Source organism: Oceanobacillus halotolerans (assembly GCF_010993955.1).
Classification (GTDB): domain Bacteria; phylum Bacillota; class Bacilli; order Bacillales; family Amphibacillaceae; genus Oceanibacillus_A; species Oceanibacillus_A halotolerans.
This window is the reverse complement of sequence record NZ_WIXL01000005.1, coordinates 82,350-106,899: the sequence shown is the minus strand read 5'-3', so window position 1 is coordinate 106,899 and position 24,550 is coordinate 82,350. Positions and strand designations below refer to the sequence as shown.

Annotated in this window: 27 protein-coding genes; 22 read left to right on the top strand and 5 right to left on the bottom strand. The window is 35.8% G+C overall.

Features of this window, described 5'->3' with window-relative positions:
• Window positions 1–44 precede the first annotated feature (44 nt).
• From cyoE to GHC26_RS08145, 7 genes are all read left to right on the top strand, one after another.
• Window positions 45–977, top strand: a complete 933-nt coding sequence (gene cyoE, locus GHC26_RS08175; protein WP_163970779.1) for a heme o synthase — start codon at window positions 45–47, stop codon at window positions 975–977.
• A 60-nt stretch (window positions 978–1,037) separates the two neighbouring features.
• Entirely contained in the window at window positions 1,038–2,090 is a 1,053-nt protein-coding gene (coxB, locus tag GHC26_RS08170) for a cytochrome c oxidase subunit II (RefSeq protein WP_163970778.1), read from the top strand.
• Between the two features lie 50 nt (window positions 2,091–2,140).
• Window positions 2,141–3,994 (top strand): cytochrome c oxidase subunit I, encoded by a 1,854-nt coding sequence (gene ctaD / locus GHC26_RS08165; RefSeq protein WP_163970777.1) that lies wholly within the window; start codon window positions 2,141–2,143, stop codon window positions 3,992–3,994.
• A gap of 1 nt (window position 3,995) precedes the next feature.
• Window positions 3,996–4,619 carry a cytochrome c oxidase subunit 3 gene (locus GHC26_RS08160; RefSeq protein ID WP_163970776.1) on the top strand — a complete coding sequence of 208 codons (624 nt, stop codon included), beginning with the start codon at window positions 3,996–3,998 and terminating at the stop codon, window positions 4,617–4,619.
• Window positions 4,620–4,622: 3 nt separating this feature from the next.
• Entirely contained in the window at window positions 4,623–4,943 is a 321-nt protein-coding gene (gene ctaF, locus GHC26_RS08155) for a cytochrome c oxidase subunit IVB (RefSeq protein ID WP_163970775.1), read from the top strand.
• 141 nt (window positions 4,944–5,084) lie between these two features.
• Window positions 5,085–5,975 carry a cytochrome c oxidase assembly factor CtaG gene (gene ctaG, locus GHC26_RS08150; protein ID WP_163970774.1) on the top strand — a complete coding sequence of 297 codons (891 nt, stop codon included), beginning with the start codon at window positions 5,085–5,087 and terminating at the stop codon, window positions 5,973–5,975.
• A 75-nt stretch (window positions 5,976–6,050) separates the two neighbouring features.
• Window positions 6,051–6,506 (top strand): DUF420 domain-containing protein, encoded by a 456-nt coding sequence (locus GHC26_RS08145; protein ID WP_163970773.1) that lies wholly within the window; start codon window positions 6,051–6,053, stop codon window positions 6,504–6,506.
• 55 nt (window positions 6,507–6,561) lie between these two features.
• On the opposite strand, the gene ytvI is transcribed toward GHC26_RS08145, so the two are convergent.
• Together ytvI and GHC26_RS08135 are read right to left on the bottom strand one after the other, a co-directional pair.
• Window positions 6,562–7,620 (bottom strand): sporulation integral membrane protein YtvI, encoded by a 1,059-nt coding sequence (gene ytvI, locus GHC26_RS08140; RefSeq protein WP_163970772.1) that lies wholly within the window; start codon window positions 7,618–7,620, stop codon window positions 6,562–6,564.
• 388 nt (window positions 7,621–8,008) lie between these two features.
• Window positions 8,009–8,374 (bottom strand): YugN family protein, encoded by a 366-nt coding sequence (locus tag GHC26_RS08135; RefSeq protein WP_163970771.1) that lies wholly within the window; start codon window positions 8,372–8,374, stop codon window positions 8,009–8,011.
• A 211-nt stretch (window positions 8,375–8,585) separates the two neighbouring features.
• On the opposite strand from GHC26_RS08135, the gene GHC26_RS08130 reads away from it, so the two are divergent.
• The 7 genes from GHC26_RS08130 (at window position 8,586) to coaD (ending at window position 13,558) form a co-directional block, all read left to right on the top strand.
• On the top strand, window positions 8,586–9,644 hold the full coding sequence (locus tag GHC26_RS08130) for a CAP domain-containing protein (protein WP_163970770.1): 1,059 nt from the start codon (window positions 8,586–8,588) through the stop codon (window positions 9,642–9,644).
• Between the two features lie 750 nt (window positions 9,645–10,394).
• Window positions 10,395–10,799 carry a YlbD family protein gene (gene ylbD / locus GHC26_RS08125; RefSeq protein ID WP_226376899.1) on the top strand — a complete coding sequence of 135 codons (405 nt, stop codon included), beginning with the start codon at window positions 10,395–10,397 and terminating at the stop codon, window positions 10,797–10,799.
• A gap of 11 nt (window positions 10,800–10,810) precedes the next feature.
• Window positions 10,811–11,044 carry a YlbE-like family protein gene (locus tag GHC26_RS08120; RefSeq protein WP_163970768.1) on the top strand — a complete coding sequence of 78 codons (234 nt, stop codon included), beginning with the start codon at window positions 10,811–10,813 and terminating at the stop codon, window positions 11,042–11,044.
• A 57-nt stretch (window positions 11,045–11,101) separates the two neighbouring features.
• The gene (locus GHC26_RS08115; protein WP_163970767.1) at window positions 11,102–11,539 is read left to right on the top strand and encodes a YlbF family regulator; all 438 of its coding nucleotides are present in this window, start codon (window positions 11,102–11,104) and stop codon (window positions 11,537–11,539) included.
• Between the two features lie 65 nt (window positions 11,540–11,604).
• A complete protein-coding gene (locus tag GHC26_RS08110; protein WP_163970766.1) occupies window positions 11,605–11,880 on the top strand; it encodes a YlbG family protein in 276 nt (91 codons plus the stop codon).
• A 630-nt stretch (window positions 11,881–12,510) separates the two neighbouring features.
• Window positions 12,511–13,086: a 16S rRNA (guanine(966)-N(2))-methyltransferase RsmD gene (rsmD, locus tag GHC26_RS08105; protein ID WP_163970765.1), complete on the top strand. Its 576-nt coding sequence runs from the start codon at window positions 12,511–12,513 to the stop codon at window positions 13,084–13,086.
• Window positions 13,079–13,558: a pantetheine-phosphate adenylyltransferase gene (gene coaD / locus GHC26_RS08100; protein WP_163970764.1), complete on the top strand. Its 480-nt coding sequence runs from the start codon at window positions 13,079–13,081 to the stop codon at window positions 13,556–13,558. The genes rsmD and coaD overlap by 8 nt, the downstream gene beginning before the upstream one ends.
• A 38-nt stretch (window positions 13,559–13,596) precedes the next feature.
• Here coaD and ylbJ read toward each other — a convergent pair whose 3' ends face one another.
• Window positions 13,597–14,814: a sporulation integral membrane protein YlbJ gene (gene ylbJ / locus GHC26_RS08095; protein WP_163970763.1), complete on the bottom strand. Its 1,218-nt coding sequence runs from the start codon at window positions 14,812–14,814 to the stop codon at window positions 13,597–13,599.
• Between the two features lie 211 nt (window positions 14,815–15,025).
• Between ylbJ and GHC26_RS08090 the strand changes: the two genes are divergently transcribed.
• Window positions 15,026–16,042 carry a SepM family pheromone-processing serine protease gene (locus GHC26_RS08090; protein ID WP_163970762.1) on the top strand — a complete coding sequence of 339 codons (1,017 nt, stop codon included), beginning with the start codon at window positions 15,026–15,028 and terminating at the stop codon, window positions 16,040–16,042.
• 34 nt (window positions 16,043–16,076) lie between these two features.
• Here GHC26_RS08090 and GHC26_RS08085 read toward each other — a convergent pair whose 3' ends face one another.
• Complete coding sequence (locus GHC26_RS08085) at window positions 16,077–17,291, bottom strand: nucleotidyltransferase (protein ID WP_163970761.1); 1,215 nt, start codon at window positions 17,289–17,291, stop codon at window positions 16,077–16,079.
• A gap of 188 nt (window positions 17,292–17,479) precedes the next feature.
• Here GHC26_RS08085 and GHC26_RS08080 point away from each other — a divergent pair, with 188 nt between their 5' ends.
• The 4 genes from GHC26_RS08080 (at window position 17,480) to GHC26_RS08065 (ending at window position 20,437) form a co-directional block, all read left to right on the top strand.
• A complete protein-coding gene (locus GHC26_RS08080; protein WP_163970760.1) occupies window positions 17,480–18,010 on the top strand; it encodes a YceD family protein in 531 nt (176 codons plus the stop codon).
• A gap of 39 nt (window positions 18,011–18,049) precedes the next feature.
• A complete protein-coding gene (gene rpmF, locus GHC26_RS08075; protein WP_163970759.1) occupies window positions 18,050–18,223 on the top strand; it encodes a 50S ribosomal protein L32 in 174 nt (57 codons plus the stop codon).
• An 895-nt stretch (window positions 18,224–19,118) separates the two neighbouring features.
• Window positions 19,119–19,868 (top strand): enoyl-CoA hydratase/isomerase family protein, encoded by a 750-nt coding sequence (locus tag GHC26_RS08070; RefSeq protein ID WP_163970758.1) that lies wholly within the window; start codon window positions 19,119–19,121, stop codon window positions 19,866–19,868.
• A gap of 77 nt (window positions 19,869–19,945) precedes the next feature.
• The gene (locus GHC26_RS08065) at window positions 19,946–20,437 is read left to right on the top strand and encodes an RsfA family transcriptional regulator (RefSeq protein WP_163970757.1); all 492 of its coding nucleotides are present in this window, start codon (window positions 19,946–19,948) and stop codon (window positions 20,435–20,437) included.
• 125 nt (window positions 20,438–20,562) lie between these two features.
• On the opposite strand, the gene GHC26_RS08060 is transcribed toward GHC26_RS08065, so the two are convergent.
• On the bottom strand, window positions 20,563–21,039 hold the full coding sequence (locus GHC26_RS08060) for an N-acetyltransferase (protein ID WP_163970756.1): 477 nt from the start codon (window positions 21,037–21,039) through the stop codon (window positions 20,563–20,565).
• A gap of 231 nt (window positions 21,040–21,270) precedes the next feature.
• Here GHC26_RS08060 and GHC26_RS08055 point away from each other — a divergent pair, with 231 nt between their 5' ends.
• The 3 genes from GHC26_RS08055 (at window position 21,271) to mraZ (ending at window position 24,545) form a co-directional block, all read left to right on the top strand.
• Window positions 21,271–21,648 carry a DUF3397 domain-containing protein gene (locus GHC26_RS08055; protein WP_163970755.1) on the top strand — a complete coding sequence of 126 codons (378 nt, stop codon included), beginning with the start codon at window positions 21,271–21,273 and terminating at the stop codon, window positions 21,646–21,648.
• Window positions 21,649–22,263: 615 nt separating this feature from the next.
• A complete protein-coding gene (gene bshC / locus GHC26_RS08050) occupies window positions 22,264–23,895 on the top strand; it encodes a bacillithiol biosynthesis cysteine-adding enzyme BshC (RefSeq protein WP_163970754.1) in 1,632 nt (543 codons plus the stop codon).
• Window positions 23,896–24,113: 218 nt separating this feature from the next.
• Entirely contained in the window at window positions 24,114–24,545 is a 432-nt protein-coding gene (mraZ, locus tag GHC26_RS08045) for a division/cell wall cluster transcriptional repressor MraZ (RefSeq protein WP_163970753.1), read from the top strand.
• Window positions 24,546–24,550: the final 5 nt, after the last annotated feature.

Below are 24,550 nucleotides of genomic sequence, written 5' to 3'. Positions count from 1 at the left end.
AATGCGACCTTTTGTTGGGGATAAAAAAGGGGGGATAAAAGAATATGGATAAGGTGGAGACAGCTACTTCACAGTTCGTAACCAAGGGAGTAACGCAAGAAAAAGCTACTTCGGTTCTAGCTGATTTAAAAGCATTAATTAAGGTTGGGATCGTAAATTCAAATTTAATGACGACTTTTGCTGGTTTCTGGTTAGCACTTCATTTTACAAACACCCCATTTACAGCTATGTGGGAAGTATTTATCTTAACCATGATGGGAACTGCCTTCGTCATAGTAGGTGGTTGTATATTAAACAATTGGTATGATGTAGATATTGACCCAGTTATGGGGAGGACAAAAAAACGACCCACTGTTACTGGTAGTTTTTCGTTACGAACCGTTTTCCTAATGGGTACGGTAACGACAGCGTTCGGACTAGTTTTTCTACTATTTACGACAATACAAGCAGCTATCATAGCCTTTTTAGGTTGGTTTACGTATGTTGTCTTATATACTATGTGGTCCAAACGTAGGTATACCTTAAATACAGCTATCGGTAGTTTATCTGGTGCAGTGCCACCTTTAATTGGGTGGGCAGCAGTTGATGCTAATCTACACGTTGCTGCACTAGTATTATTTCTCATAATGTTTATTTGGCAAACACCACACTTTTTGGCATTAGCCATGAAAAAAACGAAGGAATATAAAGCTGCTGGTATTCCAATGTTACCAGTTGTTCATGGTTTTGCATTTACAAAACGGCAAATCGTTGTGTATATTGCATGCTTATTACCATTACCATTTTTCTTAGCATCATTAGGAACGACATTTTTAATCATTGCAACATTATTAAATGTTGGTTGGTTAGTATTGGGGATAAGCGGATTTTTCATGAAAAATAATTTAAAATGGGCTAATATGATTTTTATTTATTCATTAAATTACTTAACCATTTTATTTTTAATGATGGTAGTCGTCACCATTAATGTTTATTAGATCCTTAATAAATTAATTATTATATAAGGTAGAAATAAAGAGAAAGAGAGGTATGAATACATGAAAGGTTGGATGGGAAAATTTCGAGCTCTGTTTCTGTTAAGCTCACTAGCACTTATTCTGTCTGGTTGTGGTAAAGATAACTTAACAGCTCTTGTACCTAAAGGATATGGTGCTGAATCTGCCATGGACCTAATTATTTTAACAACAATTGTCATGGTGTTTGTATTTATCATCGTAATGATTATTTATACAATCGTATTGATTCGCTTCCGTAAAAAGAAAGGGCAAGAGGATATAATACCAAAACAAGTTGAGGGGAATAAAACCCTTGAAACAATCTGGACAATCATTCCAATTTTATTATTATTAATTATTGCTGTTCCTACAGTAACGGCTACATTTGATTTAGCAGATGAAACTGGAAAAGAAGATGCTATCAATATTCATGTAACTGGAAATCAATTCTGGTGGCATTTTAATTACGAAGGTGAAGAGATTCAAACAAGTCAAGATCTCTATATCCCTGTTGGAGAACGTGTTTACTTGGATATGATTTCATCAGATGTTATTCATTCTTTCTGGGTACCAACAATTGCTGGTAAAATGGATACAAACCCTGAGAATGAGAACACAATGTATATTGAAGCTTATGAAGAAGGCGTTTATTGGGGAAAATGTGCTGAATTATGTGGACCTTCACACTCTTTAATGGATTTCAAAGTAATTGCAGTTAGCCCTGAAGAGTATGACCAATGGGTAGCAGATATGCAAAATGTTGATCCAGAAGAGGAACCACAAGATGCAGTTGTACAGGAAGGAAAAGAATTATTTGAAGCAAATAATTGTATGAGTTGTCATGCAATTGGATCTTCACCTGCTGCAATTGGTCCAAATTTAACAAACTTTGGGGATCGTTCTACCATTGCAGGCTTTTTAGAACCTACGAAAGAAAACTTAGTTGATTGGATAGTTGATCCTGAATCAATAAAACCAGGAAATAAAATGACTGGAAACTATCCTAACGTTTCTGAAGAAGAAGCAGAGAGTATTGCAGAATACTTAATGCAGTTACAACCTTCAGAAGTGACACCAGAAAGCGCAGGTAATTAGAAAAGAAATATAAATAACGGGATGTAAGATGTAAAAGGGAGGTAAAAGTAGTGAGTATAGCAGCTACTCAAAAGAGAGGTTTCGGAGCTGTTCTATGGGATTATTTAACCACTGTAGATCATAAAAAAATTGCGCACATGTATTTGTTTAGCGGTGGCTTCTTTTTCTTACTTGGTGGTCTAGAGGCATTAATAATCCGTATACAGCTTATAAAACCAAATAATGATTTTATTAGTGCTGGATTATATAATGAAATGTTTACCATGCACGGTACAACAATGATATTTTTAGCCGCAATGCCATTATTGTTAGGCTTAATGAACGCAGTAATGCCATTACAGATTGGCGCACGAGATGTTGCCTTTCCATTTCTAAACTCATTAGGGTTTTGGTTATTCCTATTTGGCGGTATTTTGTTAAACTGTAGTTGGTTTTTAGGTGGCGCACCTGATGCTGGTTGGACAGCATATGCTCCATTATCTACAACATCACCAGGACACGGTGTTGACTTTTATGTGATGGGTTTACAGATATCTGGTGCAGGTACTTTAATTGGTGGTATTAACTTTTTAGTAACGATTGTTAATATGCGTGCTCCAGGAATGACATATATGCGTATGCCGCTATTCACATGGACGACATTCGTAGCAAGTACATTAATTTTATTTGCATTTCCTGCATTAACTGTAGGGTTATTCTTATTAATGTTTGATCGTATGTTTGGCTCAGCATTTTTTGATATTGCCTTAGGTGGTAACTCGATAATTTGGGAGCATCTATTCTGGATATTCGGTCACCCTGAAGTATATATCCTAATTTTACCTGCATTTGGTATGTTTAGTGATATCTTCTCGACTTTCTCAAGAAAGCGATTATTTGGTTATACCGCAATGGTATTTGCAACTTTATTAATTGCCTTCTTAGGGTTTATGGTATGGGCACACCATATGTTCACAGTTGGTATGGGTCCTGTAGCAAACTCCATTTTTGCGATTGCAACGATGGCAATTGCAGTGCCAACAGGTATTAAGATCTTTAACTGGTTAGCAACAATGTGGGGCGGAAGTATTACAATCAACTCAGCAATGCTTTGGTCACTTGCGTTTATTCCATCGTTTACAATTGGTGGAATGACAGGTGTTATGGTTGCATCTGCTGTAGCAGACTATCAATACCATGACACATACTTTGTTGTTGCTCACTTCCACTATGTAATTGTCGGTGGGGTTGTGTTTGGTATCTTAGCTGGGCTTCATTATTGGTGGCCAAAAATGTTTGGTCGTATCTTACATGAAGGAATGGGGAAACTGGCCTTTTGGACTTTCTTTATTGGTTTCCATTTAACATTCTTTATCCAGCACTTCCTAGGATTAATGGGAATGCCTAGACGTTACTGGGTTTTCTTAGAAGGTCAAGAATTAGATTTAGGTAACTTAATTAGTACGATTGGAGCATTCTTTATGACATTCGGTGTCATAGTGTTCTTAATTAATGCTATTTATTCTTGGAAAAAAGGTGAAAAGGCACCAGCTGACCCATGGGATGGACGTACACTTGAATGGGCAACTGCATCACCTCCAGCGCATTACAATTTTAAACAAACACCACTTGTTCGTGGTCTTGATCCATTATGGATTGAGAAAACAGAAGGAAAAGATGAAATGACACCAGCAGAACCATTAGGTGATATCCATATGCCAAATAGTTCCATCTTACCATTTATTATGTCATTAGGACTGTTTATCGCAGGGTTTGGGTTTATTTACCAAACAGATAACAGTGCATGGCTGATCGTCCTATTTGCAGGAATGGCAATCTTATTTGGTTCGATGATAGTTCGTTCTGTAAAAGATGATCATGGATACCACATTACAAAAGAAGAACTAGAAAGGGAGGCTGACTAATATGAGTCACGATCATTCCTTGAAGCCAGAAACAATGCCAAGTGAACCAGAAAAAGCCACCCTTGAAGGAAAGAATAAATTTCTTGGGTTATGGTTTTTCCTTGGTGGAGAGACCGTACTATTTGCAAGTTTATTTGGGACGTACCTTGCTTTACGTAATTCCACAGCAGGGGGGCCTTCCGGTGAAGAGATATTTGGATTAGAATTAGTATTTATTATGACCATGCTGTTATTGACTAGTTCTTTAACAAGTGTGTATGCCATGTATCATATGAAAAATAATAATTATAAGAAGATGCAACTATGGTTAGGAATAACAGGTTTACTTGGTTTAGGATTTTTATCATTGGAGATTTATGAGTTTGTACATTACATTACAGACTATGAATTCACATTCCGTTCCTCAGCATTTGGATCAGCTTTCTATACGTTAGTTGGATTCCATGGTGGACACGTGTTATTTGGTCTATGTTGGTTACTAACGCTTATGATTCGAAATGCAAAACGAGGACTCAATCTATACAACGCACCAAAATTTTATGTGTTTAGCTTATATTGGCACTTTATTGATGTCGTTTGGGTATTCATTTTCACAGTTGTATATTTAATGGGAAAGGTGGGTTAATAAATGGAAAACACCAATTCCAATAATGTCAATTCATTTCAAAAACAGAAAAATAAAGAGGAAATGAAAAAGCAATTAATTACATTTGCTTTGATGATTTTCTTAACATTAATTGCGTTTGGAGCAGTTATTTCTGAGGCTATGCCAAGTATGTTTGTTGTACCATTCATTCTATTCTTAGCAGTTGTGCAAGTTGGATTTCAATTTTACTACTTTATGCACATGAAAGATAAAGGACATGATATGCCAGCTGTCATGATATATGGTGGTATATGGGCAGCATTATTAACACTAGCTGGCTTAATATTAATTGTTTGGTGGTAAGATGTAGAAAAAGATCGGGTATTACCCGATCTTTTTCACTATCATCATGTTTTAAAAAGTTGTCACATTCTTTTAGTTTATTTGTTGTTTTTATACGTTATAATAAAAGAATGATGTAAATAGATTTTGGAGTGAAGAGATATGTGGTTAGAATTACAAATATTTGGTTTTCGTGCATTATGGAGTCCATACTTTCTTATGTTTGTAATTGGATTAGGGTTAGTGTACTATTTGATTACTGGACCACTACGGCATAAGTTTGGTGGTGATGTAAGACCTACTATTAAGCAACAAGTTATGTTTTATGTAGGGTTAATCTTATTGTATATTGTAAAGGGAGCTCCAATTGATATTTTGTCACACATTATGTTGACCGCACACATGATTCAAATGGCATTTTATTATATTGTATTTCCAATTCTTATTATAAAAGGAATTCCAGTATGGATTTGGGAAAAGGTTGTATATAAACCAGTTATTAAGCCATTACTAATTTTTTTAACAAAACCCTTAATATCATTATTGTTATTTAATACATTGTTTTCACTATATCATTTACCAGTGATTTTTGATTTTGCAAAATCATCACAAATAGCACATACTGCTATATCAATCATTATTCTGTTTGCTGCATTTATCGTTTGGCTTCCAATTTTAGCACCACTAAAAGAATTTGATCGTATGCCACCCCTTGGAAAAATATTTTATATCTTTGCCAGTGGTGTACTAATTACCCCTGCTTGTGTATTAATTATATTTGCCGATACACCATTATACGCTGCATATACCCAGGATGGTGCTTGGGTACAGGCGTTAAGTTTATGTGTTCCAGGTGATGTGTTACAGGGTATTGCGATATCTGGACCAGAGTTATTTTCACCAATGTCTACATTAGAGGACCAACAACTTGGTGGTATTTTTATGAAGATTATGCAAGAAATTACGTATGGAATTATATTAGCGCGTGTATTCTTTGGTTGGTTTACAAAAGAAAGTTTGAAGGTTGATCCACTACCATCTGAGAGTAGATAATATCACATACAAATATGAATTTCACTTAGGTGAAGTTCAAATTTGTATGTTAACTAGGGAAAGGGTTTGTTAGTCATGCCATTATTACCAACGCTTAGTACGCTTTTTATTTTGTTAAGTGCCGTTTTGGTTGCATTTGGTTGGAGGTTTATTAAACAAGATAAACGTCAATCACATAGAAAAACGATGATTTCGGCAGCAATTAGTGCTTTGGTGTTTTTTATCATATATATGTCTAGGACAATATTTATAGGAAACACAAGTTTTGGTGGACCAGAAAATATTAAAATTTACTACACCATATTTCTCATTTTTCATATTTCCTTGGCAACAATAGGTGCTATATTCGGTATTGTAACACTTGCATTGGCGTTTAAGAGGAAAATTCATATTCACCGGAAAATCGGCCCAATTACGAGTGTTATATGGTTTTTTAGTGCTACAACTGGTTTTGTTGTTTATCTTTTATTATATATACTATGGGATGGTGGAGAAACAACTAGTATGATTAAAGCGATCCTTGGTACATAAAAAAAGTGGGAGGAAAAAATCCTCACACTTTTTTTAGTACTTCTAGCTTTTGTTCTTATATTTTTACATTCCACTTAATAATCTCTGCTTCTTTTGCAGAATTAAATGCAATTACGATTAGTGGACCTAAAATAAAGCCAAGGATACCAAGTACTTGAAGTCCTAGGTACATTGCAATTAAGGTAGCAAGTGGTGATAGACCAATATGCTGTCCCATAACTTTAGGCTCTATTGTACGCCTCATCGCGAGTAAGACAATAGCAAGTACGGCTAATTGAACACCCATTGCAGTATCACCTGCTAAAAACATAAACACAGACCAGGGACCAACGATAATAATGGATCCAATAATTGGAATAAAATCAATAACCCAAATGATAATGGACATCACTAAGGCTACATCTGGTGCTATAAAGAGTAGACCAAAAAAGGATCCCAAAAAGATAAAAATACTAACGAGAAATTGAGCTTTTAGGAATCCTAAGATAACGCTAGCTAACCTTTTATTCATAAAGGTAACTTTTTCGGCGGTTTCTTTTGTTAGTAGGTTATATGCTTTTGCCTTTAATAATGGAAGTTCAAGCATAAATAAAAATAAGGCAATTAAGTACACAATAAAGCTTATTAAATATTGTGGTACCTTTGCAAAGATTTGTGCAATATTATCTAAGGTTATATTTTCCCGTGCCGCTTCGTTTAAAGCTGTAAGGTTATCTTCTAAGCTATCGGACACTTGGTTTACAAATTCATCTGGTAAATTTTGCGTATAACCTTGGAAATTCTCTTCCCAATCCTCGTATATTTCAAGAACACTATTAAAGTGGGATGGGACATCTTCCACAAAATTAACTACTTGTGTTACAGCTTTGGTAATGACAAAACTGCCAGCTATACTAACAACGATAAGAAAAATCAAAAATACAATCAAAACTGATGTTTTCCGATTTACCTTCGCCTTGCGCTGAACTAGTCTTATCGCTGGGTTTAGCATTAGTGCAGTAACAAATGCTAAGATTAAAGGGATGGAAATTGGTAATATAAAGTAAATGAATAGGATCGTCAATACGAATAAAAATAAAAGTGTCCATTGACGTTTGGTAATGTTTCGAAACAAGGTTATAAGGTGTCTCCTTTCCTAAAACTACATAACAATACTTATTTTCATTATAACAGATAATGGTTTATCTGCACGATTAAGTTAACAGTTTATCTATTATTATAAAGGTGGAAAAATGAATAAATGATAAAGTAAAACTACAATCAGTGGGTTCCGACGCACAGGACGTGACGTTTTTAGCCAGTGAGACGCACAGGACAAGGAAAGCTACAACAGCGATACATCGCACGAAGCAAAAGTGTCTTTCTTTTGCGAGGACGTGCTAGTACTGGCGTTGCGATTGTCGTGACGGTTTTAGCCACCCTGCCGTTACATGTAGATAAAATAAAACCAACTACTGTATCTAAGAAACAGATTAGCAGTTGGCCTTTTGTGTTATCAATTTTTATTTTTGATACTGCTTCAGTTCTTCTTTTAGTTTTGAAATTAATTTATTCGCACGTTCAATTAAATTTTCTGGGAAATTTTCCTCTTCTCCGTACTCTACACCATGCGGATAGTAATGTTTTCCTAGAAGCGGTGTTTTTAATTGAATAACAGCATTCTTCTTATCAACATCCCCTTCAACGGCTTCACCTTGAATACGGATATAATATGTAATGTTTTTTTCTTGAGAGCCGATTCTATAATCATATGTTACCCGATCATAATCCCAATGCTCTCCAAGAATAAAGGCATGCTGTCCCATAACGCGGTCCAGTGGTTTGATGTCTACACTTACACCTTCTAATCCTGTATTTTCTAATCTCATTTTATCCACCTCACATAATTTTCCTCACAAAACTATCATAGTATGAATTGTCTAAAGTTGCAATCGAAAAGTGTGCTCGTTTATAAAAGTGCCAATTTTTTCTTTGACAAAAAATAGAGCTAAAATAGAATAAAATAAGAATGGTATGAAGTCTTTATACATATAGTTTAAAAAAAGATATAGTTACTAGAAAATAGAAGGGAAGTCATTCATGCGTGTTCGGTTAGTTTTTATACTTATTTTAATCATTACTGGTGTGTTTTTCATATTTTATACAAGTGATTTTATTCCAAGAGAGACAACGGATCGTGTGGATCATGTATTAGAGGAACGAGAAAATAAACTACAAACAAAAGAAGCACCTGACCGTTCGTATATTCCTCTTGATGGTGAGATTTATCAATGGATTGGTCAATCTTCAGATATGTTATTAGATACATTAAATGAACCAGTACGAAAAGATTTGAGTCCATATGGATATACATGGTGGGTCTATACTGATCAACAAGAACAATATTTACAATTTGGTATAGAGGATGATGAAATCAAAACCATCTATGCAACTGGTATGAATTTGGATCTAGATCCAATTGACATTGGCCAATCCTATGATACCGTGAAAGAAGAGTTTTCATTTCCAAAAGAGGTGACCTATTCAAAAGGGTTGTCATCTTACACATTTCGGTTAACAAAAGATGACTTAAGGGAAAGGCCGTTAGCAAAGGTGACAAACGATGTCTTTATACAATCTTATTTTGATACCTTTACAGATCAATTATCATCTATTCGTATTGTGACAGCAGATATATTACTAAAAATGCAACCATATGAAGTTCATTTTCGAGGCAGCTTACCTGAGGAACCTTCGTTTACAGAGGGAGAATGGCAAGAAATTGAAAGTGGAATGGAACAACAAATATTTGATATTACAAATGTAGTTCGGAATTATCATGAAAAGTCAACATTAGAATGGGAAGATACCATTAGTGAAGTTGCTTTTTTGCATAGTAAAGATATGTCAGATAATCAGTACTTCTCTCATTATAGCCTTAACGGACATGGGTTGAAAGAACGGTTAAGTGCTAAAGATATATTTTATTTAAGTGCTGGGGAAAATATTGCTGCACAATATCCCGATGCTCCTGCTGCAATGGAAGGGTGGTTGAATAGTGAAGGCCACCGTGAAGCATTATTAAAAGATGATTATACCCATTTAGGAGTTGGGGTTTATCGTTTTTATTTCACACAAAATTTTGTGGAACGGCCATAAGATAACACTTAGTTGTTATCTTATGGCCGTTTTTTTTGAAAGATAAAAAGATAAGAAAGCATAAAAAGTAGGACTCATTACTGCCTTTTATAGGAAAGGCCACGTCCAGCTTCGAGCGATTGACGTCCTAGTGCCGGCGTTGGTCACAGGACGTGACCGTTCTTAGCCGACGAAGCAGGAGTCTTCGTATTTTTCTTCCGCTGATATTGTGCATTATCATTCCTATTATTGTTCCTAATATGATAATTGATTGGAGCGGAAGAAAGTCGAGTTGAAGATCCCACAGGAAGCGGTTTTTGCTTCCGATGTAGTAGCTACAGCACCTACCCCCCTCGAGGTCTTAAGTCAATCCTCATTACGCGCAAAAAGCACCACGTCGAGGCTTGGCATATGCTTGGCAGATAAAAAAAACTTTCTTACTGCATAAGTGCAACTAGGCTTTCGCCACTTGGCGACAAGCCAAGTTTTCTAATCGGGGGTAATCAAGGCGCTTCCACTTTTCTATAGAGGAAGCTAAAAGCGTTGTCCGCGGTAAAAAGACACTGTGAAAACAAACAAGTTTGAACAGATGTCGCACTTGTGCCCGTGGTGAAAGCGACCGTCCGGAGTGGAAATCAACTATCCTCTTTTACGGCGCATTATATAGATACTGTGACGTAAGAATACGGGAAAAGGGTCTTTTTTGCTCACATCTTTCTAGACCCCTACATAGGTTAATAATAGGTAATGTCGGAATTGGAGGTGGGGTTTGTGAGTGATCAATTACATCCGTCCGTCAAGGAATTTAAGACGTTTATTAATAAACACCCTAAATTAATTGAGGAAGTTAGAAAGAAAGGGAAATCTTGGCAAGAGTATTATGAAAAGTGGGCACTGTTAGGAGAAGATGATCCATTTTGGGATCAATTCAAAGAAGCATCTACTGGAAATAAGAATGAACGTACAACGAAGAAAAAACAGAATGAACTCTTAGAAAAATTAACAAGCTTAACGGAAAATGTAGATTTAAATAAGATACAACATCAAGCAGAACAACTAAATAAGACAATTGGAACTATTCAAGAGGCTTTAGGAAATTTCCAGGAAACAAAACGTAAATTCCCTAGCGCGAGAAATCCACAACAACAAAATCATTTTAATTGGTTTCATGACTAGGAGGTACATTGATGCAGCAAGAGGTATATGAATATTTACGTGTACGGCCTCATTTATTAATGTTTATACGATATAATCCGGTTTGGTATCGTTATTTAATGCGTGATGCAACGATTATTCCTGAATTAGAAAAAGAAGCAAAACGTTTCTATGGAAAAACAATTCCGCAACGAGTAGAAAAAATTGGTGATCAAGTACAAATGTTAGGGATGTTGATGCATGTTGCAAATTCCGTGAATGACTAGTGTTAACCATTTTCATCTGGACAATAAAATGCTAAGATAATAGTGGAGGTGGTTAACATGTTAGCTACAATGGAGTATGTAAATATTCTTGATAAATCTGAATATATAAGTGAAATGATTTTGCAGTCAGACGTGATGGAAAATTATACACGTTCTCGCATAGCTTTAGAAAATGACGAGGAAGCGCAACAGCTTATTACTGCATTTAATGATATAAAAACCCATTATGAGGATGTTCAGCGCTTTGGTCGGTACCATCCGGATTATAATGAGATTATGAAAAAAGTACGTTCTACCAAGCGTGAAATGGATATGAATGACAAGGTAGCTGCATTTAAAATAGCCGAACGTAATTTGCAAAAATTACTTGATGAAGTTAGTCAATATATTGCAGAAAGTGTTAGCAATCAAATCAAAGCACCAAAAGATGGAGCAGCTCTAACTGATGGTGGCTGTGGCTGTGGTAGTGGGGGAAGTTGTGGTTGTGCCTCCTAATAGTCTTGATGTCCTCATAGAATTCTGATAAACTGTGAACAAACAATTAGATGGTGAGGAATAATATGAGGATGAAACGTCAAGGAATTATTGTTTGGTTTCAGCATATGAAAAATGTTAGGAACCTGAAGCGATATGGACATATTATTTATGTTTCTAAGAAATTACGATATGCTGTAATCTATGTTAATGAAATCGATATACATTCGATCGAAACAAAGCTATTAAGGCTTCCATTTGTTTCAAAAGTAGAACAATCTTATAAACCTTTCATTCAAACTAATTTTGAAAATGCAAAGCCTGATGAGGCAAAGCAATATGATTATAAGATGGGTATATAAAGCCTTTCGTGGTATTACATATTTGATAGACCACGGAAGGTTTTCTTTAAAAGGTAAGAAGTATAAAAAGTTGGCCTCATTACTGCCTCTCATAGGAAAAGCCACGTCCAGCTTCGAGCGATTGACGTCCTAGTGCTGGCGTTGTCACAGGACGTGATGATTTTAGCCAGTGAGAGCGATTGACTCCTACTGCCGATAGACATAAGGATGCCCGAGTTTTCATCGGCCAGCGCCTACCCCCTCGAGGTCATAAGTCAATCCTCATTACGCGCAAAAAACGCCATGTCGAGGCTTGGCTTATGATTGGCAGATAAGATAGTGTAACAACTTTCTTACTGCATAATTTTGTTACACAAAAAGAAAAACCTGCAGACATAGCTCTGCAGGTCCTTTTGTTTTCACTATAGAAAACAAAAAGGCAAAGGGAGAGGAGAAACCGGAGGAAGAACTTATGGGGAAGTGTAAGTCTTCTCCGTGTTTGAAACAACCAAGCTACGCATTAGCTGTTTCATTATTTTATTATGGGTCGAAGAATAGAGGATTATACATAGTAATTATAATTTTTTCTAATTCGACAAAATTATGGTAGGATTAATGTGTCGAATATTGGCCACACGGAGGTGATCATACGTGCGTGTTATTTCTGGTTGTTTGAAAGGACATCAATTAAAGGCTGTGCCTGGTAAAACAACACGACCGACAACTGACAAAGTAAAAGAGGCTGTCTTTCAAATGATCGGACCTTTTTTTGATGGTGGAACATGTTTTGATTTATTTTCAGGTAGTGGGGCATTAGGAATAGAGGCATTAAGTAGGGGGATGGACAAATGTCTATTCGTTGATAAGCATCCAAAAGCCATACATATAATTTATGAAAATCTGAGAATGTTAAAAATAGAAAACAAAGCAGAAGTGTTTCGGGCCGAAGCATATCGTGCTATAAAAGCTGCAGCTAAACGAAACATACAATTTGAACTGATTCTTCTTGACCCACCATATAAACAAGTGGATTATGGAAAATTATTAAATGAAATAAAAAAGCATAACCTATTACATGACAACGGGTTGGTATATTGTGAGCATGATACAAGTGAACAAATGCCTAAGAATCATGATTACGTTCGTTTGATTAAACAAGAAGATTATGGGAGTACCATCGGTGTCACACTTTACAAAAAAAGAGAGGGGAGTAATCCCATTGAGTAGATTAACAATTTGCCCAGGTAGTTTTGATCCAGTAACATATGGCCATTTAGATATTATTCAACGTGGTGCCAAGATATTTGATCATGTTATTGTGGCTGTCTTTAATAATCAATCCAAATCACCACTCTTTACAGTTGAGGAAAGAATTCACCTTTTAGAGGAATCGACGAAAGATTTACCTAATGTCACGATTGATGCCAGTGAAGGGTTATTAGTAGAGTATGCCAAAAAGAAAAATGCACATGCCATTTTACGTGGATTGCGTGCAGTTAGTGATTTTGAATATGAAATGCAAATTACGTCCATGAATCGAAAATTGGAAGAAAATATTGAAACCTTTTTTATGATGACCAATAATCAACATTCTTTCCTTAGCTCCAGTATCGTAAAGGAGGTTGCCAAGTATGAAGCAGATGTTTCTGATCTGGTTCCACCTATAGTAGAACAAGCCTTGAAAGAAAAATATCGGTAATTTGAAAGGAGATGCGATTTTTATCACATCTCCTTTCACTATTTAAGTATTGTGTGACGCCTATAAAGGATAAAAGCGGCAATTGTAATACTCATAATGGTAAGGATAGGGCCTGCCTGTTCCAATAGGTTAATAATATGCATCCAATTCGTTTCCTCTGTGCCTAGAGGCTGTGATACTGGCATATCGTTAAATTCAATCGTTTTATTATTAAGATATAAAGGAGTGTACAAAAAGACAGTTAGAATACTTGCAAACGTTCCGTGTAGGATACGAGCGAAAAAATATGGAAAGAAACGAATATCTGTTTTTGCTAAAATACTGGCTACCTGTGCTTGTACGGAAAAACCATTAAAACCAAGTATAAAGCTAATGATAATAGCCTTAAATAGTACGGTGTCTGTTGATATTTGGGATATCATTTGTGCCCCTAATGTAATTTCAAATAAACCTGAAAAGAACGGAAGCGCCAAATCAATAGGTAATGTAAATATTTGCAGTAAAAATTGAAATCCATTTGCAATAATTGGTGATATACCTAGTAAGTAGAGTAATTTAGTTAATACAGAAAATAAAATAATAAATCCACCAATCATTACCAATGTTTGGATCGAACGTAAAACTGCATCTCCCAATACTTCTCCAATTGGTCGTTTATCCTCTAAACGTGTCTGATGCATTTCTTGAAATGCTCGTCTAAGTGATACTTTTTGTTTTGGCTTTTTTTTAAAACCTTTTGTTTTTTGGTGCCCATAGAATCGCATACATAAACCTACTAATGCGTTCCCTGTATAATGACATACTGCCAAAAGCACTCCGAGCTGCGCATCATGGAAAAAGCCTACTGAAACAGCTCCAAAAATAAACAATGGGCTAGAAGCATTTGTAAAAGATACAAGACGTTCTGCTTCTATTCTACTTAATTGTTTTTCTTCACGAAGTCGTGCTGAAATTTTTGCACCAGATGGATAGCCACTAGCCATCCCCATAGCCCAAGCAAAACTTCCAGAACCAGGAACATTAAATAATGGTCGCATAATCGGTTCACACAATACACCAATAAATTTCACCACTCCAAAGGCGATTAGTAATTCTGCTGTGATAAAAAAAGGTAATAATGACGGAAATACAATTTCCCACCACATATTTAGACCTCGTATACTTGCTTCTAATGCTTGGTCTGGAAACCGAATGAGTGAAAAAGCGAAAAAAATAGTTATCGTTGCTAATGAAATCGTAGAAATAATCTGTTTCAATATAAAGCCTCCTAGTCTGTGAACTAGCTCTGTACTTATTTTTTGGTTAGTAGTAAAATAATGCTAGATTATATACGAATAATGTTGATGCTTAGTACAAGTCTATATACAAAATATACGCACATACATCATTCATTTATGCCATAGACTTTTCACATAAAGTTAATTTTTTAATGGTATATGTAATCGATATTCTGGAAGGAGACTTATCATGAGATTCACCAAGCGACATTTGATATTTTTCGTCCTAATTGTGGGGCTTCTATTTTTTCTTTCATCTTACCAACTTCCATACTACATATATAAACCCGGTGGTGCGGATCCTTTAAATCCTGTTGTGGAAGTAGAAAATGGTTTTACAAGCGAAGGGGATATGCATTTGGTTACGGTTAGAGGTGGACAGGCAACGCCAATTCAATATTTAGGTGCTCAATTTTTTCCCTATACGGAAATAAGGCCCCTAAAAGATGTAAGGCCAGAAGGGGTTACAGAAGATGAATATATGCATGCACAATTGCAAATGATGGAAAATTCACAAGAAGCTTCGACTGTAGTGGCATATGAAGCTGCTAATGCGAATATTTCGATTAGATATAATGGAGTCTATGTTGTATCGGTAGTAGAAGGGATGCCAGCCGAGGATAAGCTTATGATGGGGGATCGAATAACAGGTGTAGATGGTTTTGAGATCAAGAATGCAGAAGATTTAACTTCCTATGTGGGAGAAAAAGAAGCTGGAGATAAGATAACAGTTGAGTTCGAAAGAGAGGAAAAGAATCAGACTGTAACATTAACATTAGATACATTTGACAGCTCAAATGGAAAAGTTGGAATGGGAATACAATTGGTGACAGATCGTAAAGTGGAGGAGCACCCTAAAGTGAATTTTTCTAGTGGACAAATTGGCGGTCCTAGTGCAGGTTTAATGTTCTCATTAGAAATCTATGATCAACTTACAGAACAAGACTTAACGAAAGGGTATCAAATTGCTGGTACTGGTGAAGTTGATTATAATGGGAATGTTATTCGAATAGGCGGAATTGATAAAAAGGTTATTGCTGCCGACCGAGAGGGCTGTGACATCTTTTTCGCTCCTAATGAAAATGGAGCTAGTGGGTCTAATTATGAGGTTGCCAAGGAGACGGCAATGGATATTGAAACGGAAATGGAAATTGTACCAGTTGATACATTTGAAGATGCACTACAATATCTACAAAACTTAGATTAAAAGGGGTTATGGGATAATTGATCCCATAACCTTTTTATACACGTTGCGGCGGCATAATTTCCTGTGCATGTAGCTTAATTCTACTTTCTGGTGGAAGCACACTTAGATACGCATGAGTGATGGTTTCCTCTAGTTCTAGCATTGGATGAACAGATCGGCTTAACTGAGATACAATTGGAACTTGTATCTCTTTTTTGTGTCTATTTAAGTACTGTTGTCCAGTTTCTGTTATGCCAAGTAATCGAACATATGGAATATGAGATGTAAATTGGTTCATATAACGCATTTTTTGCTTTGTGGTATACGTTAAAATATGTACAAACGTGCGCTGTAACCTAGTCCAAGTGTAACGTTTTGTCTTAACCCTCTCCATTAAATCTTGAAATGAGGTGGCATTTTTTATAGCATCAATAATTCGGTTTTCCAACCCTTCTTCCATCCCTTCGATTGACCGCAATTCTTCCCTTGTCATTGTCCTAATTCGATAACTGATGAAAGGAAAGTAATGTTCCCATGAATGCCATATCGTTGCTTTGTCTTTGTATGTATGTAACTGGAGTAGTGTTTCTTCTGGGATTGCTTGGGCTATTTCCGTTGTGATAGACTGATTCGTAATGAGGTGCTTTCGGATACTGGTTGCACTAGCAATTGAACTATTAATCATTTCATCGTGATAATTACTTTTCGTACGCTTAATGGTCAAAGGTGTAATTGGAAGCTCATTTTCTAATATGGCTTGGACATAGCTGAATCCAAGAATATTGTTAGGCTGACTTAAATCCATTTCTCCATCGGTTAATCCAATTGATTCATATGCATACATACTAGCTTTCGGATAGGATAACCCTTGATTTAGGTATGATTTGAGTGTTTTCTGATACGTGTTCATATGATTATCAAACTCTTCATATGCAGTCAGAAAATTAGATATGTCTCCTGATTCACTCCCAAAGCAAATACTATTAACGCCGATTTTGTGTAGTATGTTCACTGCACCTGTTGCAAACAAATGACTACTTTGAACAGCAAATGGGTATGGTAGCTCGACAACAATATCTACTCCATTTTGTAATGCTGCTTTAGCTCGATGAAACTTGTCTATAATAGCGGGTTCTCCTCGCTGTAAAAAATGTCCGCTCATTACGGCAATCATACAGTCTGCTTTGCTAACTTTCTTTGCTTCCTGAATATGGTAAACATGGCCATTATGAAATGGATTATATTCGACGATTAAACCACAAGCGTCCATTTTTTCCCTCCTATCCTACTGTTATTGGCTTTAGTTTATCAAAAAATAGATATAAGCGCATGTAGAACTGTTCTATGGTTATTATAAATTCAGTAGGGAATGCTAATTGTATATATCTGTAAAGAAAATATGTTGACAAAAGTCTACTTTTCTTTTAAAATTACTCTTGTTGCCTTGAGGTGATAATAATGAAGTTTACATTAAGTGAAATTAGGAAAAGTGCCTATAATGAACCTTTCACATTTGAAAATAAGGTAGATGTGTCTGAATTAGAATCCATGAATAATGATATCCGACAAATTAGCTCTGTCATGGTTGATGGTAATTGTTCACTTCACGGGGAACAAATTACTTTTTCATTTCAGATAACTGGGGAAATGATCTTGCCTTGTGCACGTACTTTAGTGGATGTTCCATATCCGTTTCATATACAAGCACGCGAAATATTCTCTACATCCCCTTATTATAGTAAAGAAGAGGCGGATAATGAAATTCATCCAGTTGAAGGGGATGTGATTGATTTAACCCCTTATATAAAAGAAAACATTTTGTTAGAGGTGCCTTTCCGGGTCTTTAGTGAAGATGCAAAATCTCCAGAAGAAACAAAAAGAAGTGGGGATGGATGGGAATTCACAACTGAGAATAATCAAGAGAAGAAAACAGATCCGCGCTTACAAAAACTGGAAGCCTTGCTAAAGGATAATAAAGAAGAAAAATAAGCAATTGTTTGCTTTCATCTTTTGAAGGAGGTGTAAGTCATGGCAGTACCAAAAAGAAGAACGTCAAAAAAAGTTAAGAACCAACGTCGTACACACAAAAAACTACATGTACCTGGCATGGTAGAATGTTCAAATTGTGGTGAACTAACAAAGCCACACCATGTTTGTAAATCTTGTGGACATTATGATGGTAAAGAAGTTGTTAATAAGTAATAAATAGAGAACAGATCACCATAAAATCGTGATCTGTTTTTTGTTTGGCTAGGCTGTTTTCTAAAAGATTGTTGCTTTTTAGGTACGAAACTTAATGAATTGTTTATATGAACGATTGATTAAGACTCATGCTTGAAAAACAATATTCTTTTAGAAAACAGCTATTTTAATAAAGAATGTTGCGTAAGGTGATACTTTCTATGGTTTTAATGGCTATAGGGACAGGGTCCTTTTACAAAAAGATGTAGATGAAAAAGGTCCTGTCCCTTCATCCTTCTGTGATAATTTGTCTAAATTGATCCATGTTTTCCATCTTTATTAACGCGTACAGCTTCCTGGAGAGGTGTAGTGGATAATCTTCATAAGGCTTTCGTTATGTCCTAGATACTGTTCAAATCCCGTATTGACAACATCATTTATTAATGCAGGGCAGGGCTGTCCGTCTCTTGTTTAACATTCTCCATTTGTTGTTTAAAAAAATTTTTCTTTTTCATGCTTGACTTCATTTATCATGTCTTCTACTTTTTAGATTTTAGAGTAATATGAAATTCCTATAGATGTAAGGCTGTTTTCGCTATTAGCGGAACGAGGACCAGACCTAATTTTATGGATGAATCGTCATTCCGTTATTTGCCGAAAAACCCCGTTTGGAGCATAGCCGTGGACCCTCGTTCCGTTATATACGTTATGTCAACATTGATAGCAAACTAATTCCCGTCGAAAGAAAGTGAATTACTTGTCCGAAGTGGAAAATTAACTGCGTTTAGTTACGTCGCAATTTACTTCAACTCTGATGGTAAGAAAAAGCAACAAAGAATGCGAAAAGTGCCTTTAGAAAATAGTGGAAGAAATCTGTATAATAGATCACAAAAGTGAAAAAGGAGTATGGAGAACGATGATTCTAGTTGAAAAAAAGAAAGATTATGCAATTATTCGCTTAAATCGTCCAGCTAAACGGAATGCAATATCACTTGGAATGGCGAAACAGCTAAAAGAAGCAATTGAGCAAGTAAAAGAAATGGATATTAAATGTTTAGTAATAACTGGTAGCGGTGATCAAACATTTTGTGCTGGTGGGGACCTTAATCATTTGCATGGAAACTTAACATCAGACGAAGCATTTCGCAATTTATACGATATGAAAGAAGTATTATATGGAATTGCTTCATTTCCAGTACCTACTATTTGTTTACTAAATGGGGATGCTTACGGTGGGGGATGTGAGCTGGCCACTGCTTGTGATTTTAGATTGGCAAAAGAAAATACAACATTTGGGTTTGTTCAATCAAAACTAGGGATTATGCCTGGGTGGGGTGGCGGGGTTCTTTTATATGAAAAACTCCATCCTAGTATAGCATATCAATGGCTTGTAGAGGCGGGTATGTACAGTGCTTCCTACTTACAACAACAAGGATGGATCCATCGTATCATTCCGTCTGATGAAATAGATGATCTGGAAAAACTACTAAAGCCATACATACAAAAATCGTTAAAGCAAATGTACCTATTTAAAAAACAATATAAGAAAAAACTATCAATGATTGGACTATCAGCACAAATGGATGAAGAAGTAAGAGATTGTGCAACGTTATGGGATACAACAGAACATAAACAAGCGGTAGAACGGTTTTTATCACGAAAATAGCTAAAATAAAATACGTTTGCATTCTATCATCCTTATTTGTTGCATACATTTATATCAAATGAATAAGGAGTGATAATATGGATGCAACGCGTCAAGATGCTTGGACAAAAGATGAAGACATTATGTTAGCCGAAACCGTGCTTCGTTATATTAGAGAAGGAAAAACACAGTTAGAAGCATTCAAAGAGGTGGCAAGGAAATTATCTAGAACACCTGCTGCTTGTGGATTCAGGTGGAATGCAACGATTCGAAAAGATTATCAGGACGCAATAGAATTAGCAAAAGAAGAAAGAAAAAAGGGTGGAAGAAGTTATATACATGATATGACCTTTCACAATGGAACTCATCAGGATGATCCAATTGAAACAGCTATTTCATTGTTGGAAAAAATGAAAACAGATTTCAACAATGGGAGTCAAATATCTAAACAAGAGCAGGAAGAAATTATTCGTCATTTACAAAAGGAAAATGAAATGTTAAAAGAGCAATTAAACCAATACAAACAGGCATGGGAAGAAATGGGGAAGTTGTGGAATTGGGTCTCAGCGAAGCAACAAGGTCAAGCGTAGGCTTTTCGTTTTTTTTTGTGAATACGTAAGAAAAAGACATGAATAATGATTCATGTCTTTTATTATTCTCCTATGGTCCATTCCGTATTTCCTAACCAAGTGGTTGCTTGCGCTTGTATTATGTTTTAATGTTCTGTTTCCTGAACCCCGTCAGGCATCCAAATAAGCGGATTTTCACCAAGATCTCTTTCCATATCATATTTTGCCTTTTGGAATCCCATTTTTTCCCAGAACCCATGGGAGTTAATCCGAGGATCAGTTTTAATAGGGAGGTTATAGCTTTTGGCGTAGTCTACTAAGGCCTTTCCGAAGCCTTTTCCACGATAATCTGGTAAAACTTCTAGTTTCCAAAGCACAACATAATCTTGGGGTGGTTCAAAATAGCGATCATATTTTTGGGAAACTTTATACAAACTCATTCTAGCTACTAATGCATTTCCATAATATATTCCATAAAATGGAGAATCACTGTTATTTTCAATCATATTATTTTGGAGGTCTTCTAACATTGATAATTCTTGATTTCCATATTCGCTAAAGCGCTTAAACTCATCCAACGTTTTATAATTAATTAATAATTTTTCCACCTTGAGCGTTTGCATTGGAACTCCCCCTTAGAAGTCAGAAAAATTTTCGTTTTTAACTTTCTTCATTATAATATAAATATTAAAAGAATGAAATAGCAGAATAATCGTTCTTTATTGTATGGATGGTTAGCTCCTTTGGTTTCTTCCAACATGATCATGTTGGAGGTCTTGTCATGACTGGGATTCTTGCGTTATGATTAGACAGTGTTTTTGGTATGTGACATTGAGAAGGGGAAAAATAACAGCATGTTGACATTGTTTACTTATCTATTAGCAAGTATGATCGTTGTTCCATATATAATGACGGTAGTGATCTATCTCGTAGCAAAGGCTATTACGAAGCGCAAATGGAAAGGAATACATATCGCAGTTAATTGGACAACTGTTTTCTATATCCTTGCTGTATTAGTAGCATTTCAAGTTATTTTTGCACAACAATTAGTGGGGATTATTCTAATTATTTTATTAAGTTTATTATCTTTCATTATTATTATACAATGGAAAAAGCAATCAGAAGTTGTATTTAAGAAAGCATTTCGGTTTTTTTGGCGATTATGTTTTCTGTTATTTAATGTATTGTACATTATTCTAATTTTAGTCGGCATTGTTCAAAAAGCTGTTTAGGAATGTACATATAAACTCTTTTCTTATGCTTTGTTTCATTCTTAACATCGCATAATCTATATTATGTGCAGTAGTTAGGATAAGCACATAGCTTCGCTACGGAAAAACAATACGCTTTCACCAGGGGCATAAGTGCACATCTGTTCAAACTTATGTTTTCACAGTGTCTTCTTTACCGCGGGGGAGTAGTGAGCCTCCTCGGGCTAGCACCCTGTGGGGTCTCACCGATCTCCTACTTCCCGCAGGAGTCTTCGTGTTTTTCCTTCGCTTATGTGTGTTGTCCTCTTTCTAATCATTGCTATTGCTAATATACTAGTTGATTGGAGCGTAGGACAGTCGACTCCTGCAGGAAAAGCACGTGTCCGAAGACCCCACAGGAAGTGGTCTTCTTCCGAGGAGGCTGAGGCCGTGCCTGCGGAAAGCGACTGTCCGGAGCGGAAATTAACGGAGCATTTATTGCACATTATACATCAACTATTCATGAAGATTTATAATGGAAAAACATAACTTTATAGAAATAATTTACTTTTAAAACAGAATACATGCAATTCATAGTGCAATTAGGTAAAATACAGAAAGAATATATATTTTAATTTGTAAAAGGAGCATGTCTATATGCAGATGGATCCCATCCAATTATTTAAACAAAATAGATTTATAATGGATTATCGTGAACAATCACAAGCTGTCATGGAATTTTTTCATTACAATCCATATAAAACATCTACCTATCAAAATAGAGTAAAAGATTTACATAAACAATCCTATAAACGGGAAGCATTGGCGAATGCGTTATATACGTTGAATCAACAATGGGGTGCTCCAGAAGCTACAAAAGAAAATATTGAACGGTTAAAAGATGAACAAAGTGTTGTTGTGATTGGTGGACAACAAGCTGGGTTACTAACAGGGCCGATGTATACAATAAATAAAATTATTTCTATTATTCAGTTTTCAAAACAGCAAGAGGAAGTATTAGAGATTCCGGTTATACCTGTATTTTGGATTGCGGGTGAAGATCATGATTATGGTGAAATTAATCACGTCTATCTACCAGATCCAGATGAATCAAGGATGCAAAAGTTTTCAATTGGACAACCTGTGTACGAAAAGCGTTCTATTTCTCATATTTCATTAGATAAACAACAAGCTACTAAATGGTTAGATACGCTTTTTAAACAATTAGAAGAAACGGAATTCACGAAAACATTAAGAACTAGTTTACAAGAATGTGTAGAAGAATCGAATACTTATGTAGACTTCTTTGCCAGGATTATTCATCAGCTATTTTCAGAAGAAGGATTAGTTTTAATTGATTCAGGTAATCCTCAAGTAAGGGAACTTGAAGCAGATTATTTCGAACAAATAATTGAAAAACAACCACAATTTAGTAAGAAGGTATCTGATTTAACCCAAGAGCTGAAACGTGCTGGGTATGCGATTTCACTTGATGTTGAACCAACTAATGGGCATTTATTCTATCACTTAGATGGTGAACGGATTTTATTGGAACGAAATGAACAGGGAGACTGGGTAGGTAAACAAAATGAAGTCCGATTTACAACAAAAGAGTTAACTGACATCGCAAGGAACAACCCTAAAGTGTTGAGTAATAACGTCGTAACCCGACCGCTAATGCAAGACATGTTATTTCCATCATTAGCTTTTATTGGTGGACCAGGTGAAATTGGCTATTGGTCTGTTTTGAAACCATGTTTTGAAGCGTTACAATTAACAATGCCACCAGTTGTTCCACGATTATCGTTTACCTTTATAGACCGGAATATTAAAAAAGCGATGGCCAAGCATACTATTTCAAGCGAAAAGGCAATTAATTATGGGGTTAAAGTTGATAAAACATACTGGTTATCATCTCAAAGTAATCCACCACTTGATCAACTTGCTAACCAAGTTAAAGAAGCTGTACGTGATGTTCATCGTCCTTTACGGGATGTGGCTAAATCCATTCGTTCGGATGTCGGTGAGTTAGCAGATAAAAATTTGTATTATTTACAACGTGATATTGAGTTTTTAGAAAAGCGTATTCAAAAAGCATTAGAAGAGAAATACGCACATGGATTACGAGAATATGATGCAATACAATTAGCAGTACATCCCGAATCTGGTTTACAGGAAAGGGTTTGGAATATCTTTCATTGGATTAACCAGTATGGTACTGAATTCATTCAACAATTAGCTAAAGAATCTTGTTCATTTGAAAATGACCATTATGTTATTTATTTGTAGACTTATACACTACCTACCACTCTTCACCACCAGATTGATTAATGATGATGTGAAAGCTGTTATTCTCAGCAGTTTGCCTGAGAATAACAGCTTTTTTTGCTCTTTTTAAAATAGGTCTAGAGTACTGTTTTGTCCTATATAGAAAAATTGATGGTGGTTTTGGTGGTGAAATGTGGGGGGATGTGGTAAGATAAAACCATGAAAGTGGGGCGGAGTCTATGTTCATGGGTGAATTTCAACATAACATTGATACAAAAGGCAGAATTATTGTCCCAGCAAAGTTTCGTGAAGAGTTGGGAGAACAATTTATTGTCACCCGTGGACTTGACAAATGTTTGTTTGCTTATCCCATGAAAGAATGGACACTTTTAGAAGCCAAATTAAAAAAACTCCCCCTAACCAAAAAAGATGCTAGAGCTTTTACAAGGTTTTTCTTTTCTGGTGCTGTGGAATGTGAAGTGGATAAACAGGGTAGAATAAATATTCCACAACCATTACGGAACTATGCAACACTAGAGAAAGAATGTGTTGTTATTGGTGTTTCTAACCGTATTGAATTCTGGGCTAGTGAAAATTGGGAAGAATACTTTGATGACTCAGAGGAATCCTTTTCAGAGATCGCCGAAAATCTTTTGGATTTTGATATTTAGTTGAA